This window comes from Herbaspirillum huttiense, assembly GCF_047300815.1.
Lineage (GTDB): Bacteria > Pseudomonadota > Gammaproteobacteria > Burkholderiales > Burkholderiaceae_D > Herbaspirillum > Herbaspirillum huttiense_A.
This window is the reverse complement of sequence record NZ_CP178608.1, coordinates 3,923,850-3,940,549: the sequence shown is the minus strand read 5'-3', so window position 1 is coordinate 3,940,549 and position 16,700 is coordinate 3,923,850. Positions and strand designations below refer to the sequence as shown.

Below are 16,700 nucleotides of genomic sequence, written 5' to 3'. Positions count from 1 at the left end.
GCATGGCCTGGGCTGCAATACGATGCAGCGTCACGCAGAGTTTTTGCGCTGTTTTTTTTCAAGAAGTCCCCTATGAATGTTCTGCTGGTCGAAGACGACCCGGTACTCACCGACGGTCTGTCGCGGGTACTCAATTCGCACGGCTTCACCGTGCATACCGTCAACAACGGCAATGATGCGCTGTCGCAGCGTTTCAATGCGGCCGTGCTGGTGCTCGACATCGGCCTGCCTGGCATCGACGGTTTCGAGGTCTTGCGCCGCATGCGCGCCAACGGCAACAACACGCCGGTGCTGCTGCTGACCGCACGCGACACCATTCCCGACCGCGTGCACGGCCTGGAATTGGGCGCCGATGACTACCTGGTCAAGCCCTTTGCCACGCCCGAACTGGTGGCCCGCATCAAGGCGCTGATCCGCCGCAGTGCGCCGCAGCCGGCGCAGCTGACCGTGGGCGGCCTGTCGCTGGACAACGCCACCAAGCGCGCCGACATCGACGGCCGCAAGATCGAACTGTCGCTGCGCGAATGGACGGTGCTGGAATACCTGATGCAACACGCTTCGCGCGTGGTCTCCAAGCAGCAGATCATCGATGCCGTCCTGCCCTGGGGCGAGGATTTCACCATCAATGCGGTGGAGGTCTACGTCTCGCGCATCCGCCTCAAGATTGCCGATTCGGGCGTGGTGATCCGCACCATCCGCGGCTTCGGCTACATGCTCGAAAAGAGCGAGAACTGAGCCGGCAGGCCGCGCCATGACGGTCATCGACCAGCCGCCGGCCACCAGCGCGGCCGACGCCAATACCGCCGCGCCTGCCACACCGCCAGCGGCCGCTCCCACCCACGCCAGCATCCGGCGCGACCTGCTCAAGTGGCTGATCGCGCCGCTGCTGCTGCTGAACCTGGTGGGGGCCGGCCTGACCTATTGGCTGGCCTGGCTGCCGGCCCAGCATGCCTTCGACCAGAACCTGATGGATTCCACCTGGGGCCTGTATGCCCAGGTGCGGCATCGCCAGGAACGCACCACCGCCGAGCTGACCCAGCAGGCCGAGCAGATCCTGCGCAGCAACCACTCCGACACCACCTTCTTTGCCGTGCGCAATACGCAGGGCGAGATCCTGGTGGGCGACAAGGGCTTCCCGCAGTTGCCGGAAAGCGAGATCTTTGACCGGCCCTTCAACTATGACGGTGAAATGCGCGGCGAGCCGGTGCGTATTTCAGCCATGCAGGTACGGGTCAAGAATGGCGTGATCTCGGTGGCGGTAGCCGAAACCATCCGCAAGCGCGACCGCGCGCATTACACGATCCTGCTGTCCTTCCTGCTGCTGGACGGGGCGCTGACCTTCGGTTCGCTGTCGGTGGTGCTCATCGCCGTGCGGCGCGGCCTGCGTCCCCTGAAGAGCCTGCAGCGCAACCTGGAACAGCGCGGCCACGGCAAGCTGGGCGCCATCGATGGCATCGGTGCGCCGGTGGAGCTGCAGCCGCTGATCGTGGCGATGAACGAGTTGATGGCCCGCATCAGCAAGGGCGAACAGGCGCAGCAGAATTTCATGGCCGACGTGGCCCATCAATTGCGCACGCCCTTGACGGGCCTGAAGCTGCAACTGGAACTGCTGCACGACAAGCACCAGGACCAGCCCGATACGGCCCGCTCGCTGGCGATGATGAATTCCTCGGTGGAACGCATGATCCGCCAGAGCCGGCAACTGCTGGCGCTGGCGCGCTCGGAGCCTGGCCTGTTCGAAAGCCGCAAGCTGGAGGAACTCTCGCTGCACAAGCTGGTGGAAGAATCGGTGCAGCACTTCATCGAAGAGGCCGACAAGAAGCAGATCGACCTCGGCTTCGACCTGCAGCCGGCGCGCCTGCGCGGCGACCGTTTCCTGCTCGCCGACCTGATCGACAACCTCATCGACAATGCCGTGCGCTATTCGCCGCAGCACGGCACGGTGACGGTGCGCTGCCTGGAAGAAGAGGGCGCCACCGTGCTGTCGGTGGAAGACTCCGGCCCCGGCATTGCCCCCGAGCATCGCGAGCTGATCTTCGACCGCTACTACCGCGCCAACGACAAGATCGCCGGCAGCGGCCTGGGCCTGGCCATCGTGCGCGAAATCGCACATGACCATGGCGGCGTCATTACGGTCGATTGCAAGGAGGAGGGGCAGGGCACCATCTTTACGGTGCGCTTCCCGCTGGCGGCCTGAACCGTGCGGCCGCCGCCGCAGTTGCCGCACGACATCCTTCTTCTGCAGAACCTCATGCCTGGCGCTGTGTCAAACGGGCTTCATCGTGAACGACACAGGAGGCAGCATGACGGACAAGGTCCTGCAAAGTGGTACCCATATCGCCCGCTACGACGCGGTGGAAAAACCCGATGAAGGCTTTGAAGCGCAAGTCTTCGTGCGCCTCACGCGCGAACCCGAGATTGCGGAAACTTATATTCCGGTAGGCCTCTACCCGACCGAGGAAGAAGCCCTGGCCAGTGCCCGTGAACGTGCCCAGCGTGCCCTGAAGGAGCACGAATTCTGAAGCGGGCTTGGCTGGCGGGCGCGGGCAGGGCGTGCTAATGTCCTGCCCACCTCGGGCGCTGCCGTGTGATGGCGCCCTTTCAAAAGACTCACAACATCAACAAGAACAATGTCCGTCGCCCGCCACATCGTCCAGGTTCACCCGCGCTTGCTCATCGGCATCGCCGTCGGGATCGCCGCCTCTGTCCTCATCCCTGTCAGCACTTGGATCGGCCGCAGCCTGATCGGCTGGAATGCCGGCCTGTGGTTCTATCTGCTGAGCCTGTGGGTGATGATGCTGCGCGCCGATGCCAAGGCCGTCAAGCGCCTGGCCGAGACCGAGGATGAAAGCGCCCACGTGGTGCTGGTGATGGTCTGCGTGGCGGCCATTGCGAGCCTGCTGGCCATCCTGCTGGAACTGGGCGGCAGCAGCCATCACGACGAGGGCGGCCGGCTCTTGCGCTATGCTTTCACGGCCTCTACCGTGTTCGGTTCGTGGGCCTTGATCGGTACCATCTTCACGCTGCATTACGCGCGCCTCTTCTATGCCGATGACGACGACCCGGAGGCCCTGCCGCTGCGCTTCCCGGACGGCATCCGCAATCCCGGCTACTGGGATTTCCTGTATTTCGCCTTCACCATCAGCGTGGCCGTGCAGACCTCGGACGTGGCCGTGGCCTCGCGTGCGCTGCGCAAGGCGGTGCTGGCCCATTCGCTGATCTGCTTCGTGTTCAATGCGGCCATCATCGGCCTGTCCATCAATATCGCAGCCGGCCTGGCCGGCAACTGAAAACGCGTGTCAGTGCCAGGATGACAGCGCAACGGAACCGAACCGGCGGCGCTTTGTCCTAGCCGAGTTCGGAGGCAGGTGAGAGCGGGGTGAGCCCGCAGTCACCGGCGCTCTGCGCAAACCGGGAGCCGCCCGTATAATCCACGGCTTTCCCGGAGGCAAGACCAAGGGGAGGGGGACGCAGCCACACACAGAACCCCCGCAGCTCGACCAACGATTCGAACAACGGAGCGCACCGTGCGGGTTTATTCCAGCCAAGCTGAAGAACGTATTGCCATGTTGAAGCGCCAGGGCAAGGGCGCCTTTTCCGGACCGCCGCTGCCCCTGGGGCCGCTGATCGGTTTTTCCGTCGCCATCCTGGCGGTGGTACTCATTGCCCTCTTTACCTGGGAAGCCTCGGTCAGCCGGGGCCAGGCCGCCGAAGCCGTCTCGCACACCATGAAGGTGCGCGAGCAACTGCAAACGCTGGTCTCCACGCTCAAGGATGCCGAGACCAGCCAGCGCGGCTTTTTGCTCACCGGCACCGAGTCCTACCTGGGCCCCTACAACCAGGCGCGCGCGGCACTGCCGGGCGAAATCAGCAAGCTGCGCGAGCTGATCTCCGACAACCCGGACCAGCAGCAGCGCCTCTCGCAGATCGAGCGCGTGGTGGCAGACAAGCTCGAAGAACTGGCCGAGACCATCAGCCGCCGCCGCAACGGCGACACCGCCGGGGCGCTGGCGGTGGTGCAATCCGATCGCGGCAAGATGTTCATGGACCGTGTGCGCGTGCTCACGCGCGACATGGAAGAACAGGAACGCGATCTGCTGGCCAGCCGCCAGGCCGACTGGCGCGATGCGGTGGTGTTTTCCACCGCCGTGGCCTGGGGCGGTTCGGGCTTGCTGCTGGTACTCATCATTGCTGCGGCCATGACCACCTCGCGCGATTACCGCGCCCGCGAAAAGCAGACCTGGATCCGCAACGGCCAGATGGGCCTGGCCGAGCGGCTGCAGGGCGAGCAGCGCCTGGCCACGCTGGGCGAGAATACGCTGGCCTTCCTCACGGCCTATCTGAATGCGCAAGTCGGCGCCATCTACCTGCGCACCGACAGTGGCGACTTCGAGCGTTTTGCCGCCTATGCGCTGGAGGAGGACGAGAGCGTCCAGCCGCCGCATCTGCGCGATGGCCAGGGCCTGCTGGGCCAGGCCGCCAAGCTCAATCGCGCCATGCACATCAAGGAAGTGCCGGAGCGCTATCTCACCGTTTCCTCCGCCGTTGGCCGCCATGCGCCGCGCGAGCTGATGATCGTGCCGGCCTCCGCCGATGGCGTGGTGCAGGCGGTGTTCGAACTTGGCTTCTTGCGCCAGGTGCGGCCGGAGGAAGAGGAACTGCTGGCCCGCCTGTCGGACCAGGTCGCCATTGCCGTGCGCTCTTCCAAGGACCGCACCCGCCTGGAAGAACTGCTGGAAGAAACCCAGCGCCAGTCCGAGGAATTGCAGGCCCAGCAGGAAGAATTGCGCGTCAACAATGAAGAGCTGGAAGAGCAGGGCCAGGCCTTGAAGGCCTCGCAGCTGCGCCTGGAAACCCAGCAAGCCGAACTGGAAGAAACCAATGCCCAGCTGGAAGAGCAGACCCAGTTGCTGGAAATCCAGAAGGATGACCTGGCCAAGACCCAGGTGGTGCTGGTGGAAAAAGCCACCGAGCTGGAGCGCGCCAACCAGTACAAGAGCGAGTTCCTGGCCAACATGAGCCACGAGCTGCGCACGCCGCTGAACTCCACCCTGATCCTGGCCAAGCTGCTGGCCGACAACAAGCAGGGCAATCTGTCCGACGAGCAGGTGCGTTTCGCGCAAACCATTTCCTCGGCGGGCAATGACTTGCTGGCCCTGATCAACGACATCCTCGACCTCTCGAAGATGGAGGCGGGCAAGCTCGATATCGTTTCCGAATCCTTCGTGGTCAGCAAGATGGCCGAGGAACTCAAGGCCAGCTTCGCCATGACGGCCCAGCAGAAGGGGCTGGGATTCAAGGTCGAGGTCGATCCGGGCCTGCCGCAGCGTATGGAAACGGACATGCAGCGCCTCGGTCAGATTCTCAAGAACCTGCTCTCCAACGCCATCAAGTTCACCGAGAAGGGCGAGGTCAGCCTGCGCATCTATCCGGATGCCGGTGGCCGCATCGCCTTCGCCGTGCGCGATACCGGCATCGGCATCGGGGCCGACCAGCATCAATTCATCTTCGAAGCCTTCCGCCAGGCCGATGGCAGCACCCACCGCAAGTACGGCGGCACCGGGCTGGGCCTGTCGATCTCGCGCGACCTGGCGCATCTGCTGGGCGGCGACATCCAGGTGCAGAGCCGGGTGGGCGAGGGCAGCATCTTCACGCTCTCGCTGCCGCAGGTCTACAGCGGCGAGCAGGCCGTGGTGCGCAGCGCGCCGCCGGCACCGGCCAGTGCCGCCGCCACCTTGCAGGCGGCCCAGGTCGCCACGGCGCCGGATGTGCGTATTCCGGCCCTGCAGGTGGTGCCGGGTGCACCGGCCAAACTGCAGGACATCGCCATCGACGATGACCGTCACCGCATCGAATCGTCCTCGCGCCTGATCCTGGTGATCGAGGATGACACTGCCTTCGCCATGATCCTGCGCGACCTGGCGCATGAGATGGGCTTCCAGTGCGTGGTCACCCATTCGGCCAATGAAGGCGTGTCGGCGGCCGAGATGTATCGCCCCAGCGCCATCCTGATGGACATGAACCTGCCTGACTTCTCCGGCCTGGGCGTGCTGGACCAGATCAAGCGCAATCCCAAGACCCGCCACATCCCGGTACACGTGGTGTCGGTGGCCGATTATTCGCACGAGGCACTGGAGCGTGGTGCCATCGGCTACGCATTGAAACCGGTGCAGCGCGAGGAACTGGTGGGCGCCATCCGCAAGCTCGAAGCCAAGTTCCTGCAGGGCCTGCGCCATGTGCTGGTGGTGGAAGACGATGCGCGCCAGCTCGACAGCATCCGCCAGTTGCTGGCCGGCGAGAACATCAACCTGGTCGGCGTACGCACTGCCACCGATGCGCTGGCCCGCCTGCGCGAGACCACCTTCGATTGCATGGTGATGGACCTGAACCTGCCTGATCTCTCCGGTTACCAGTTGCTGGAGAAGATGGCCGAGCAGGAAAACGTAGCCTTCCCGCCGGTGATCGTCTATACCGGCCGCTCGCTGTCGGCCGAGCAAGAGCAGCACCTGCGCCGCTTCTCGCGCTCCATCATCATCAAGGATGCGCGCTCGCCGGAACGCCTGCTCGATGAAGTGACGCTCTTCCTGCACCAGGTGGAAACGACACTGCCGCCGGAGAGCCAGCGCATGCTCAAGGTGGCGCGCGACCGCGAGACGGTCTTCGAAGGCCGCCGCATCCTGGTGGTGGAAGACGACGTGCGCAACATCTTTGCGCTATCCTCGGTGCTGGAACCCAAGGGCATGAAGGTCGACATCGCCCGCAACGGCCGCGAAGCCCTGGACGCCCTGCAGCGCAGCCAGGAGCAGCCGGGTGCGCCGATCGACCTGGTGCTCATGGACATCATGATGCCGGAGATGGATGGCCTGACCGCCATGCGCGAGATCCGCAAGCAAGCGATCTGGAAGCGCCTGCCCATCATCGCCCTGACTGCCAAGGCCATGAAGGATGACCAGGAGAAATGCCTGGCCGCCGGCGCCAACGATTACATCGCCAAGCCTTTGGATGTGGAAAAACTGTTGTCCCTGGTACGTGTATGGATGCCGAAATAAACCAGGCGCTGGCCAACCAGCATTTCGAGATCGAGATGCAGTTGTTGCTCGATGCCATCTACCTCAAGTATCACTGCGACTTTCGCGGCTATGCCGGCGCTTCCCTGAAGCGCCGCCTGGCCACAGCCATGATCCGCTTCGGCTGCGAGACACTGTCGCAATTGCAGGACAAGGTGCTGCATGATGCGACCGTGTTCCCGGCGCTCATGGACTACCTCACGGTGCAGGTCAGCGAGATGTTCCGCGACCCCAGCTATTTTCTCTCGCTGCGGGAGAAGGTCATTCCGCTCTTGCGCACCTATCCTTCCTTGAAGATCTGGGTAGCCGGCTGCAGCAGCGGCGAGGAAGTCTATTCGCTGGCGATCCTGCTGCGCGAGGAAGGCTTGCTCGAGCGCAGCATCATCTACGCCACCGACATCAACCAGGCCGCATTGAAGAAGGCCGAGGCCGGGGTCTACGAGCTCGACCGTATCCCCGGTTTCACCAGCAACCACCAGAAATCCGGGGCCAAGACCTCGCTTTCGGATTACTATACGGCCGCGTACGGTGCCGTCGTCTTTGACAAATCGCTGCGCAAGAACGTGGTGTTTTCCGATCACAGCCTGGCCACCGACAGTGTCTTTGCCGAGATGCACCTGGTGTCCTGCCGCAACGTGCTGATCTATTTCAACCGCCATTTGCAGGAACGTGCGCTGGGCCTGTTCCGCGAATCGTTGGCACGCAAGGGTTTCCTGGGACTGGGTTCGAAGGAATCGATGCGCTTTTCCACCCATGGTCCGGCCTTCGATGAAGTGGTGCGGGAAGACCGCATCTTCCAGAAAAAGGGGGAACTGTGAGCCCCGTCCCGCTGCCGGCCCTGGGCGGCCGTGCGATCGATGCGATCGTCATCGGTGCCTCGGCCGGTGGCGTGGAAGCCTTGTCGGAGATCCTGCCGGCCCTGCGGCGTGGTGCGCAAGTGGCAACCATGGTGGTGCTGCACATTCCGCGCGAGCGGCCCAGCTTGCTGGCCACCATCTTTGCCGACCGCTGCGGCCAGCCGGTGGTGGAGGCGCAGGACAAGGAGCCGGCCCAGCCCGGCGTGATCTATTTCGCGCCGCCGGATTATCATCTGCTGGTGGACCGCAGTGACCAGGGTCCGGTGCTGGCCATGTCCAACGATGAACTGGTGAATTATTCGCGCCCGGCCATCGATGTACTGTTCGAGTCGGCCGCTGATGTCTATCGGGAGCGCTTGCTGGGCATCGTGCTCACCGGTGGCAATCATGATGGCGCGGCCGGCTTGCAGGCCATTGCGCGCGCCGGTGGCGTGACCGTGGTGCAAAGTCCGCAACAGGCACAGGTGCCTTACATGCCGGCACAGGCATTGGCGCTCGGACCCATCGATTATGTGCTCACGCTCCCGCAGATCGCCGATCTGCTGCGCACTCTGGGCGTATCGGGGAATGACCAGGAAAAGGAACGCAGGTGACAGAAAAATACAAAGACAGAGTCCTGCCGCGGGTGAAATTCCTGCTGGTCGATGATCTCGACGAAAACTTGTTGGCCCTCTCGGCCCTGCTGCAGCGGGACGATGTCGAACTGCTGCTGGCGCGCTCGGGCCTGGAAGCGCTCGAGCTGCTCTTGCAGCACGAGGTGGCGCTGGCCTTCCTGGACGTGCAGATGCCGGACATGGATGGTTTTGAGCTGGCCGAGCTGATCCGCGGCAGCGAGCGCACCCGCAACGTGCCGCTGATTTTCGTGACGGCTGGCGTACGCGATGAGCGGCGCCTCTTCAAGGGCTATGAGAGCGGCGCGGTGGACTTCCTCTACAAGCCCATCGAACCGCACATCCTGCGCAACAAGGCCGAGGTGTTCTTCCAGCTCTATCGCCAGAAGCAGTTGCTGGCGCTGGAGTTGCAGGAGCGCACCGAAACCCTGCGCATGAACGAGATGTTCGTGGCCATCCTCGGCCACGACCTGCGCAATCCCTTGAGTGCCGTGGTGATGGCCGCGACCCTGCTGCAGCGGACCTACAAGGAAGAGGTGGCGCAGAAGGCCTCGCAGCAGATCCTCAATGGCGGCAAGCGCATGGCCAAGCTGATCGAGAACATGCTCGACCTGGCCCGCGCCCGGCTGGCCGGCGGCATTCCGCTGGCGCGTGCCAGTGCCTGCCTGGGCGAGATTACCGAACGGGTGGTACAGGAATACCAGACCACCTATCCGGGCAGCGTCGTGGAGCGCCGCATCGAAGGCGACGACAACGGCTATTGGGACGGCGACCGCCTGGGGCAGGTGGCGGCCAACCTGCTGGGCAACGCCTTGCAGCATGGCGTGGCGGGCAGCCCGGTGTGCATCGGCATCGATGGCCGCAGCGAACAGGAAGTGGTGATGACCATCGCCAATCGCGGCGTGATTCCGGCAGCCTTGCTGCCGGTGATCTTCGACCCTTTCCGTGGCGGCGGGGGCGAGCTCGGCCGCAAGGAAGGGCTGGGCCTCGGACTGTTCATCGCGCAGCAGATCGTCAAGGCGCATGGCGGCACGATCACCATGACCTCGGATGACCAGGTGCAGACGATGGTAACGGTGAGGTTGCCGCGACGCTGAAGAACCCGGACGCTCAACCCCGTTGATCGTCACTGCCTGAGAGGAAGGCCTGCTCCACGGAGCAGGCCTTTTTCATTGGTGCTGGCGCTCTGAATGGTTGCAACAGGCGCCAGCCTTCTCTGATGCCATCACGGGGCGGGTGTCGCCGATGCGACATGGCACGACAAAAATGCTTGCCAAGCAAAGTTGATCGGTCTATATTGTCTGTACCGAACAGTACATTGTGTGTTGAGCGGTACATTAAAGGAGAATAACCATGTCGATCCGTCCGCCACTTCCGCCGTTCACCCGTGAAACCGCCATCGAGAAAGTCCGTCTTGCCGAGAACGGCTGGAACACCCGCGATGCCGAAAAAGTCGCGCTTGCCTATACCGAAGACAGCTGGTGGCGCAACCGTGCCGAGTTCGCCCAGGGCCGCGAAGCCATCACTGCCCTGCTCAAGCGCAAGTGGACGCGCGAGCTGGATTACCGCCTGGTCAAGGAGCTGTGGGCCTTTGACGGTGCGCGCATCGCGGTGCGTTTCGCCTACGAGTACCATGATGATTCCGGCCAGTGGTATCGTGCCTACGGCAACGAGAACTGGGAATTCGACGAGAACGGCCTGATGCATCATCGTCACGCCTGCATCAACGAGCATCCGATCAAGCCGGAAGAACGCAAATTCCTGTGGGACAATAGCGGCCCACGCCCGGCTGACTATCCCGGGCTGAGCGATTTCGGTATCTGAGGAAAATGAATGGCTAGAGTCATTGCGGAAAAAGACGATGTGATCCCCTTGCTGGCGGAAGTGTTTCGCACCTACGGTTTCGAGGGGGCGAGCCTGGCGCGCATCAGCGAAGGGACCCGGCTGGGCAAGGGCAGCATCTATCACTTTTTCCCTGGTGGCAAAGAGGAAATGGCCGAAGCCGTGCTGGGCCACGTGGATGCGTGGTTCAGGCGGCATGTGTTTGATCCCTTGAACGAGAGCGAAGATGCGGTTGCGGGGATCAAGGCCATGTTCGCCGATGTGAGCCGCTACTTCCTGTCGGGGCAGCGGGTTTGCTTGGTGGGCGTGTTCGCGCTGGGCAATGAGCGCGACCGCTTTGCGGTGATGGTGCGCGATTACTTTGCCGCCTGGATCGAGGCGCTGGCCTCGGCGCTGGTGCGCACCGGGCGCAAGCCCAAGGAAGCGCGTGCCTTGGCCGAGGAGGTCGTGGGCGGCATACAGGGGGCGCTGGTGCTGGCGCGTGCGCTGGATAGTACCGATGTGTTTGCGGAGACGTTGAAGCGGTTTGAGAAACGGCTCTTGGGCTGATACCGACACTCAAGGAGGGGACCGGGGATGGGTTTTTCCGTTTCGTGGCTGGCGATTCCGATCGACCAAAAGGACCGCGCACTCAGTACTCTGGGGCTGGTTGAAACGTCCGCGCGGGAGTTTTTGCCGGAATCTCCCTTCGTCGCTTGCGCGCTTCCGACCGGCTGGTACGTGCTGTGCTTTGATGAGCCTAGTCCTGCGGCCCTGAAGCCGGAAAGTTTGCGCTTGCTCTCGCGCGATTGCCCCGTGATTGCCTGTCAGATTGAAGAGCACGCCATGGTAAGTACCGCGGCTTGTTGGGCGAGTGGAAAGGAAAACTGGTTTGTGGTGCATGACGCCGAGGATGGTCCAACAAACCTGGATATCATCGGAGCCCCGCCTGCCGCGCTCGAAGAAATTCATCGTGCGAAATTGCGACTGCTAGAAGGTCACGCTGATGTGGATCATATGTTCGATGTCCCCTTGGACCTGGTGCAGTCGCTGGTCGGATTCCGGCATGATGCCGGATTTGATGACAGCGAAGACGAGATGTTTTGCGTACTCGTTGCTCGCGCTTGACGTGTTCTCCATTTCATCACCCAACCCTATGTCATTCATACAGTCCTTCTTGAGAAATCTGTTCGGTCGGCCTCCCCAAAAACGAACAATGCCCAAGGAACCGCCCAGGACGGTCGCGTTGGAAACGCAGCCCGATCTTCCCGAAGACTTTGTTGGCGGGGCGGTGGAGCGTCAATCCCGGCAAGCTGGAGGAAATGGCCCTGTCTCCAGGCTGCGGCGTTGTCATTGAGTTGCCCGACGTCAAGTCTTGCCGATAAGGTTGGTGATTGAGGCATGCGATTCGTTCATCTCCCGATGGCAGGCCTGATCGCCTCTGTAGCGCTGATTCATCTTGCCAGCGCAGCCGAAATCGATATCGTCAACAGCCCGGTGCCGGTGGTACTGCAAGATCGGCTGAACGTGACCGTTGCAGGCGGTGCAGGGGAGCTGCCGATACGCATCTCACGCGACTGGACGCTGGAGCAGGCCGATATCACCAGGGCCGTCATCCTCATCCATGGCTGGCCCCGCCGTGACATCGATACCGACCGGGACCTGCAACGGCACGCCGGCTCCCTGGCCGAGGGCACGCTCTTCGTCACGCCGCAATTCGTGACGCAAGTCGACGTCGATGCACATCACTTGTCCCCGACGACCTTGCGCTGGAAAGAACGTGACTGGCTCCAGGGCTACGATGCCAGGTCGCCTGCCCCGGTGAGCGCATTTTCGGTGATGGACCAGATCTTTTCACACCTGGCGGACCGCAGTATTTTTCCTCATCTTCGCGATATCGTGCTCGTGGGCCACTCTGCCGGGGGGCAGTTCGTGCAGCGTTATGCGGTGGTAGGGCATGCGGTGCAAGCGCTCGGGACTGCCCCCATCCATGTGCGTTACGTGGTCGCCAATCCGGCGGCCTATCTGTATTTCGACGGCAAGCGGCCACAGGCGGACGGCAGCTTCGCCGATGTTGGCGCGCAATGCCCTGCGGCAGGCAGATGGAACAATGGTTTCTCCGCAGCCGTGCCATCCTACGTATCCTCACCGGTACAACCCGCAGCAATGGAGAGGGAGTATCTGCAACGTGATGTCGTGTACTTGCTCGGCACGGCGGACAATGATCCCAATGCAGATGCGCTCGGGCAGTCCTGCACGTACAAGAGCCAGGGGGCAACCCGCATCGAACGCGGGCATGCCTACTTTCGCTACGTGACGGCTGCAGCAGAAGCTGCGCATCTGCCGCAACGGCATCGCTTGTTCGACGTGCCGGGCGTGGGGCATCGGACCTTTGCGATGCTTCACTCGGCATGCGGTCTGGCGGCGATCTTCAATCAATCCGATTGCGGGCAAACGCCGTAGCGCGGTCTGCCGCTTTCGATCCCGCGCGCAGTTCGTTAGTGTGAAGTGATGGAGACTTTTATGCTTTCTGATCCGACGATGATGGCCTTTCTTGCAGCAAGCTTCGTGCTGGCGGCGACTCCCGGGCCGGGGGTCTTGTTCATTGTCACAAGGACCGTCAGTCAAGGACGGCTTGCAGGGTTGGCCTCGGTCGGCGGCGTTGCGCTCGGCAATTTTGGTAACGCGGTCGGCGCTTCCCTGGGCTTGGCCGCACTATTTGCGGTCTCATCGCTGGCCTTTGCGGTGGTCAAATGGCTGGGCGCTGGCTATCTGGTTTATATCGGCCTGTCTTCGCTGCGCACGCCCGTGGCCACAGAAGAGAAGGCGACGGAGCCCGACGCCGGGATTGCCCAGCTATTCAGGGACGGTTTTTGGGTGGCATTGCTCAATCCCAAGACGGCGATCTTCTTCGCCGCTTTCCTGCCACAGTTTCTTCATTCGGCAGCGCCCGGCTTTTTCCAAAGTACGGCGCACGGCGCCTGCTTTGTGGTGATCGCGGCCTGCACCGACACGGCCTACGTGCTTGCGGCTGCAAAGATGGCTCCGATGCTGCGCCACCTGGGGAAGGGCGCTGCACTCGGGCGATATCTGACCGCAGGCATTTTCATCGGTCTTGGTGTCTTCACTGCGTTGACCGGAAGCCGCTCCTCGAAGTAGTACAGCATTGCCTGGTGATCTTGCTACAAGATGTGGCTTCCTTGCCTCTGCCTCTTGGCTCGTGCGCTTGGCAGCGAACCCGAATTTTCCTCTCGACAATCTGAACATGTCGGGTGAAGTACACTCCAGACCATAGCGAGACACTTCGACGCTTCCACGGAGTCAATCCCCTTGAACCTGTCCATCACACCGAACATGTCCCGACATCGCTGCGAAGAATTGATTTCCCGCCTCAATCTCGAACCTCATCCCGAGGGCGGTTTCTTCAGGGAGACCCATCGCAGCCCCGAGCGTGTAGCGCGCGCATCGGGTGGTGCAAGCCGCTCGGCGGCGACCGCCATCTATTACCTTCTTGCTGGCGGGGACAGGTCCACCTGGCACCGCATCGATGCGGAAGAGATGTGGCACTTCTATGAGGGTGACCCTCTGCACGTCCATGTCCTGCTGCCGCACGGGGAGGTTCAGACCTTTGTCTTGGGCAATGCGCTGGAGCATGAGGGTGCCGCTTTCCAGGCGCTGGTCCCGGCAGGCGCCTGGTTTGCGGCAGAGTGCACGGCGCCAGAGGGCTATAGCCTGGCCGGGTGCACGGTGGCGCCGGGCTTCGAATTTGAGGCCTTGGAAATCGCCCGGGCAGATCTGCTGCTGGAGGATTGGCCGCAGCATAAAGATCTGATTGAACGGTTGGCGCGAAAGTGACCACGGTGTTGACCGCCAGGAGCGTGAGCCAGGGTTGCAAGGGCAGGGCGCTCAGGGCTGGCAAGCAGGCTGCATGGTGCGCACTGCCCGTGGCTTGCGCTGCACCCACAGGAACAGCAGCAAGCCTGCCAGCGTGAGCACAAATCCTGCCCAGACTGCCGACAGCAAACCGTAGCCTTGGGCAATGGCCTGTCCACCCGACCATGCGCCGATGGCATTGGCAACATTGAGCGCCGCCAGATTCATGGCGCCCATCAGCGTGGGCGCATCGGGGGCTGCTTCGTTGAGACGTACCTGGATGGTGGGGATGGCAACCATCATGGTGGCGCCCACGGCAAACAGGCCAGCCATCAGGATCCAGGGAACCGCGCCCGCCACTGCCAGCCAGGCCAGCGCCAGCAACGCACTGCCAAATCCGGCTACCAGACCCATCGAACCATGGCGATCGGCCAGGCGTCCACCGAGGGCGTTGCCGACGGTCATCCCTACGCCGAACAAGGCCAGGGCGGGCGGGATCCAGTGCTCGCTCAACCCGGCAGTCCGGGTCACCAGCGGGCCGATGAAAGTATAGACAGCGAAGATGCTGGCCACTCCCAGTGCAGCTACGGCGATCAGCGCCCATACGCGGCCACGTTTGAGGGCCAGCAGTTCTTGCCGGACCGGCCCCCCGTCCAGGGCGCTGCTGCGCGGCATCCACTGCCACAGGCTCAACAGGGAGACCACCCCCAGCAGCGAGACCGCCAGATACGCATTGCGCCAACCCAGCGTCTGGCCCAGCAGCGTCGCCAAGGGCGAACCGACAATGGTTGCCACCGTCAGGCCGGACATGACCAGCGCAAATGCGCGTCCTCCCTGGCCGGGTCCTACGATGTAGCTTGCCACTACCGCACCGGCCCCGAAATAGGCGCCTTGCGGAACCCCGCTCAGAAAGCGCGCCAGCGTAAAGCTGCCGAACCCCGCCGCCATGGCCGAGAGCAGGTTGCCTGCCACAAACAGCGTCATCAGGGCCAGCAGCAGGTGCCGCCGGTTGAGTTTGGCCGCCAGCAAGGTGGCGGCCGGTCCACCCAGGACCACGCCCAGGGCATAGGCTTCGACGGCATGCGTCGCGGTGGGGATATCCAGACCGAGTTCGCCCGCAAACAACTGCAGCAGTCCCATGCTGGCGAATTCGGAGGTGCCGATACTGAAGGTACCCAATGCCAGGGCCAGCAGAGCCAGGCGGGGATGGCGGGTGCGCTCGGCGTCAGGCAGACCGTGGATGGCCGACGGAGCGGGATGGGTTGGTTTGTGCATGGAATTTCTCCTCGATGATTGACATTGCAAGGACAAGCGCTCCCTCACCGGTAGCATTGCCCGGTGCCGGTCAGGCCGAGGAGGGAGGCCGATATGCGGTGTGGCCGATCAACTGCCTGCTGGCAGCGGTGCCTGCGGATGGATCAGGCCGGCTGCGCGCAGATCACGCCAGAAATCGGCAGGGATGATTTCGGCCAGGGCCGCGCGATCCTCGGCCAGGCGTTCCGGACGGCTTGCCCCAGGAATGACCGCAGCCACCGCAGGATGGGCCAGCGAAAACTGCAGGCCGGCGGCTTTCATGCTCACGCCGTACCGTTCGGCGAGCGTCTTGATGGCCTGGACGCGGGCCTGGATGGCGGGCGTGATGGGCGCATATTCAAAATTCGGCCCACCGACCAGGGCACCCGAGCTATAGGGACCACCGACCACGATACTCAGGCCGCGCTCGCTCACTCGCGGCATGACACGCTGCAGGGCGCGCTCATGATCGAGCAGGGTGTAGCGGCCGGCCAGCAGGAAGCCATCCGGGCGCGGCTCCTGCAGGTCCAGCAGCAGTTCGATCGGCTCCACCCTGTTCACACCCAGGCCCCAGGCACCAATCACGCCCTCATCGCGCAGCCGGTCCAGGGTCTTGAAGGCGCCATTGCGGGCGGTCTCGAAGACGCTCAGCCATTGGTCGCCATAAAAGTCCTGGGCGACGTCGTGTACCCAGACGATATCGAGCCGGTCGGTCTTGAGCCGTTGCAGGCTGTCGTCAATGGAGCGCAGGGTGGCATCTTCCGAGTAATCGTTGACGATGCGGTTGGCACGGCCGTGGCGGAAAACATCGCCTTTCTCGCCAAGGTCGCGTGCGCTCACATCTTCCAGTTCATCCATGACCAGCCGGCCGACCTTGCTGGCCAGTACATAGCTGGAACGGTCCTTGCCGGCGAGCGCGTCGCCCAGCCGCGCCTCGGCCAGGCCTGCGCCATAGAAGGGCGCGGTGTCAAAGAAGCGGATGCCGTCGTTCCAGGCAGCCTCGACGGTGGCGCGTGCTTCCTGCTCGGGAATGGCACGAAACATGTTGCCCAGCGGTGCGGTCCCGAAGCCCAGTGTGCCGGGGAGAAGATTCTTCAAGCTCATGGTGTACTCCTGTTCAGTTGTGGTTGCGATGAACGACATCTTCGGCATTGAGGAGAGATTCGGCAAATTTATTA

General features: G+C 63.0%; 16 protein-coding genes. 14 read left to right on the top strand and 2 right to left on the bottom strand.

The features are described from left to right. Nucleotides 1–72: 72 nt before the first annotated feature. The 14 genes from ACLRDN_RS18045 to ACLRDN_RS17980 all read left to right on the top strand — a co-directional run bounded on the left by ACLRDN_RS18045 (nucleotide 73) and on the right by ACLRDN_RS17980 (nucleotide 14,211). Nucleotides 73–735, top strand: a complete 663-nt coding sequence (locus ACLRDN_RS18045; RefSeq protein WP_008331064.1) for a response regulator transcription factor — start codon at nucleotides 73–75, stop codon at nucleotides 733–735. A 16-nt stretch (nucleotides 736–751) separates the two neighbouring features. Beyond that, nucleotides 752–2,197 (top strand): sensor histidine kinase N-terminal domain-containing protein, encoded by a 1,446-nt coding sequence (locus tag ACLRDN_RS18040; protein WP_413457407.1) that lies wholly within the window; start codon nucleotides 752–754, stop codon nucleotides 2,195–2,197. A gap of 106 nt (nucleotides 2,198–2,303) precedes the next feature. After that, nucleotides 2,304–2,522 carry a hypothetical protein gene (locus ACLRDN_RS18035; RefSeq protein WP_413457406.1) on the top strand — a complete coding sequence of 73 codons (219 nt, stop codon included), beginning with the start codon at nucleotides 2,304–2,306 and terminating at the stop codon, nucleotides 2,520–2,522. Nucleotides 2,523–2,630: 108 nt separating this feature from the next. Beyond that, entirely contained in the window at nucleotides 2,631–3,290 is a 660-nt protein-coding gene (locus tag ACLRDN_RS18030) for a DUF1345 domain-containing protein (RefSeq protein WP_413457405.1), read from the top strand. A 276-nt stretch (nucleotides 3,291–3,566) separates the two neighbouring features. Beyond that, nucleotides 3,567–7,049 (top strand): response regulator, encoded by a 3,483-nt coding sequence (locus ACLRDN_RS18025; RefSeq protein WP_413460412.1) that lies wholly within the window; start codon nucleotides 3,567–3,569, stop codon nucleotides 7,047–7,049. Beyond that, the gene (locus tag ACLRDN_RS18020; RefSeq protein ID WP_413457404.1) at nucleotides 7,034–7,885 is read left to right on the top strand and encodes a CheR family methyltransferase; all 852 of its coding nucleotides are present in this window, start codon (nucleotides 7,034–7,036) and stop codon (nucleotides 7,883–7,885) included. The genes ACLRDN_RS18025 and ACLRDN_RS18020 overlap by 16 nt, the downstream gene beginning before the upstream one ends. Continuing rightward, nucleotides 7,882–8,517 carry a chemotaxis protein CheB gene (locus ACLRDN_RS18015; protein WP_413457403.1) on the top strand — a complete coding sequence of 212 codons (636 nt, stop codon included), beginning with the start codon at nucleotides 7,882–7,884 and terminating at the stop codon, nucleotides 8,515–8,517. Before ACLRDN_RS18020 ends, ACLRDN_RS18015 begins: the two co-directional genes overlap by 4 nt. Continuing rightward, nucleotides 8,514–9,632 carry a response regulator gene (locus ACLRDN_RS18010; protein ID WP_413457402.1) on the top strand — a complete coding sequence of 373 codons (1,119 nt, stop codon included), beginning with the start codon at nucleotides 8,514–8,516 and terminating at the stop codon, nucleotides 9,630–9,632. Before ACLRDN_RS18015 ends, ACLRDN_RS18010 begins: the two co-directional genes overlap by 4 nt. A 256-nt stretch (nucleotides 9,633–9,888) precedes the next feature. Next, nucleotides 9,889–10,359 carry a DUF1348 family protein gene (locus tag ACLRDN_RS18005; RefSeq protein WP_413457401.1) on the top strand — a complete coding sequence of 157 codons (471 nt, stop codon included), beginning with the start codon at nucleotides 9,889–9,891 and terminating at the stop codon, nucleotides 10,357–10,359. 9 nt (nucleotides 10,360–10,368) lie between these two features. Continuing rightward, nucleotides 10,369–10,926 (top strand): TetR/AcrR family transcriptional regulator, encoded by a 558-nt coding sequence (locus ACLRDN_RS18000; RefSeq protein ID WP_413457400.1) that lies wholly within the window; start codon nucleotides 10,369–10,371, stop codon nucleotides 10,924–10,926. A 27-nt stretch (nucleotides 10,927–10,953) separates the two neighbouring features. Continuing rightward, nucleotides 10,954–11,484 (top strand): hypothetical protein, encoded by a 531-nt coding sequence (locus ACLRDN_RS17995; RefSeq protein WP_413457399.1) that lies wholly within the window; start codon nucleotides 10,954–10,956, stop codon nucleotides 11,482–11,484. Between the two features lie 273 nt (nucleotides 11,485–11,757). Next, nucleotides 11,758–12,819 carry an alpha/beta hydrolase gene (locus ACLRDN_RS17990; RefSeq protein ID WP_413457398.1) on the top strand — a complete coding sequence of 354 codons (1,062 nt, stop codon included), beginning with the start codon at nucleotides 11,758–11,760 and terminating at the stop codon, nucleotides 12,817–12,819. A gap of 60 nt (nucleotides 12,820–12,879) precedes the next feature. Beyond that, complete coding sequence (locus tag ACLRDN_RS17985) at nucleotides 12,880–13,515, top strand: LysE family translocator (protein ID WP_413457397.1); 636 nt, start codon at nucleotides 12,880–12,882, stop codon at nucleotides 13,513–13,515. A gap of 195 nt (nucleotides 13,516–13,710) precedes the next feature. Continuing rightward, the gene (locus ACLRDN_RS17980) at nucleotides 13,711–14,211 is read left to right on the top strand and encodes a cupin domain-containing protein (protein WP_413460411.1); all 501 of its coding nucleotides are present in this window, start codon (nucleotides 13,711–13,713) and stop codon (nucleotides 14,209–14,211) included. A 51-nt stretch (nucleotides 14,212–14,262) separates the two neighbouring features. Here ACLRDN_RS17980 and ACLRDN_RS17975 read toward each other — a convergent pair whose 3' ends face one another. Both ACLRDN_RS17975 and ACLRDN_RS17970 read right to left on the bottom strand, forming a co-directional pair. Continuing rightward, a complete protein-coding gene (locus tag ACLRDN_RS17975; RefSeq protein ID WP_413457396.1) occupies nucleotides 14,263–15,504 on the bottom strand; it encodes an MFS transporter in 1,242 nt (413 codons plus the stop codon). Between the two features lie 108 nt (nucleotides 15,505–15,612). After that, on the bottom strand, nucleotides 15,613–16,626 hold the full coding sequence (locus ACLRDN_RS17970; RefSeq protein WP_413457395.1) for an aldo/keto reductase: 1,014 nt from the start codon (nucleotides 16,624–16,626) through the stop codon (nucleotides 15,613–15,615). Nucleotides 16,627–16,700: the final 74 nt, after the last annotated feature.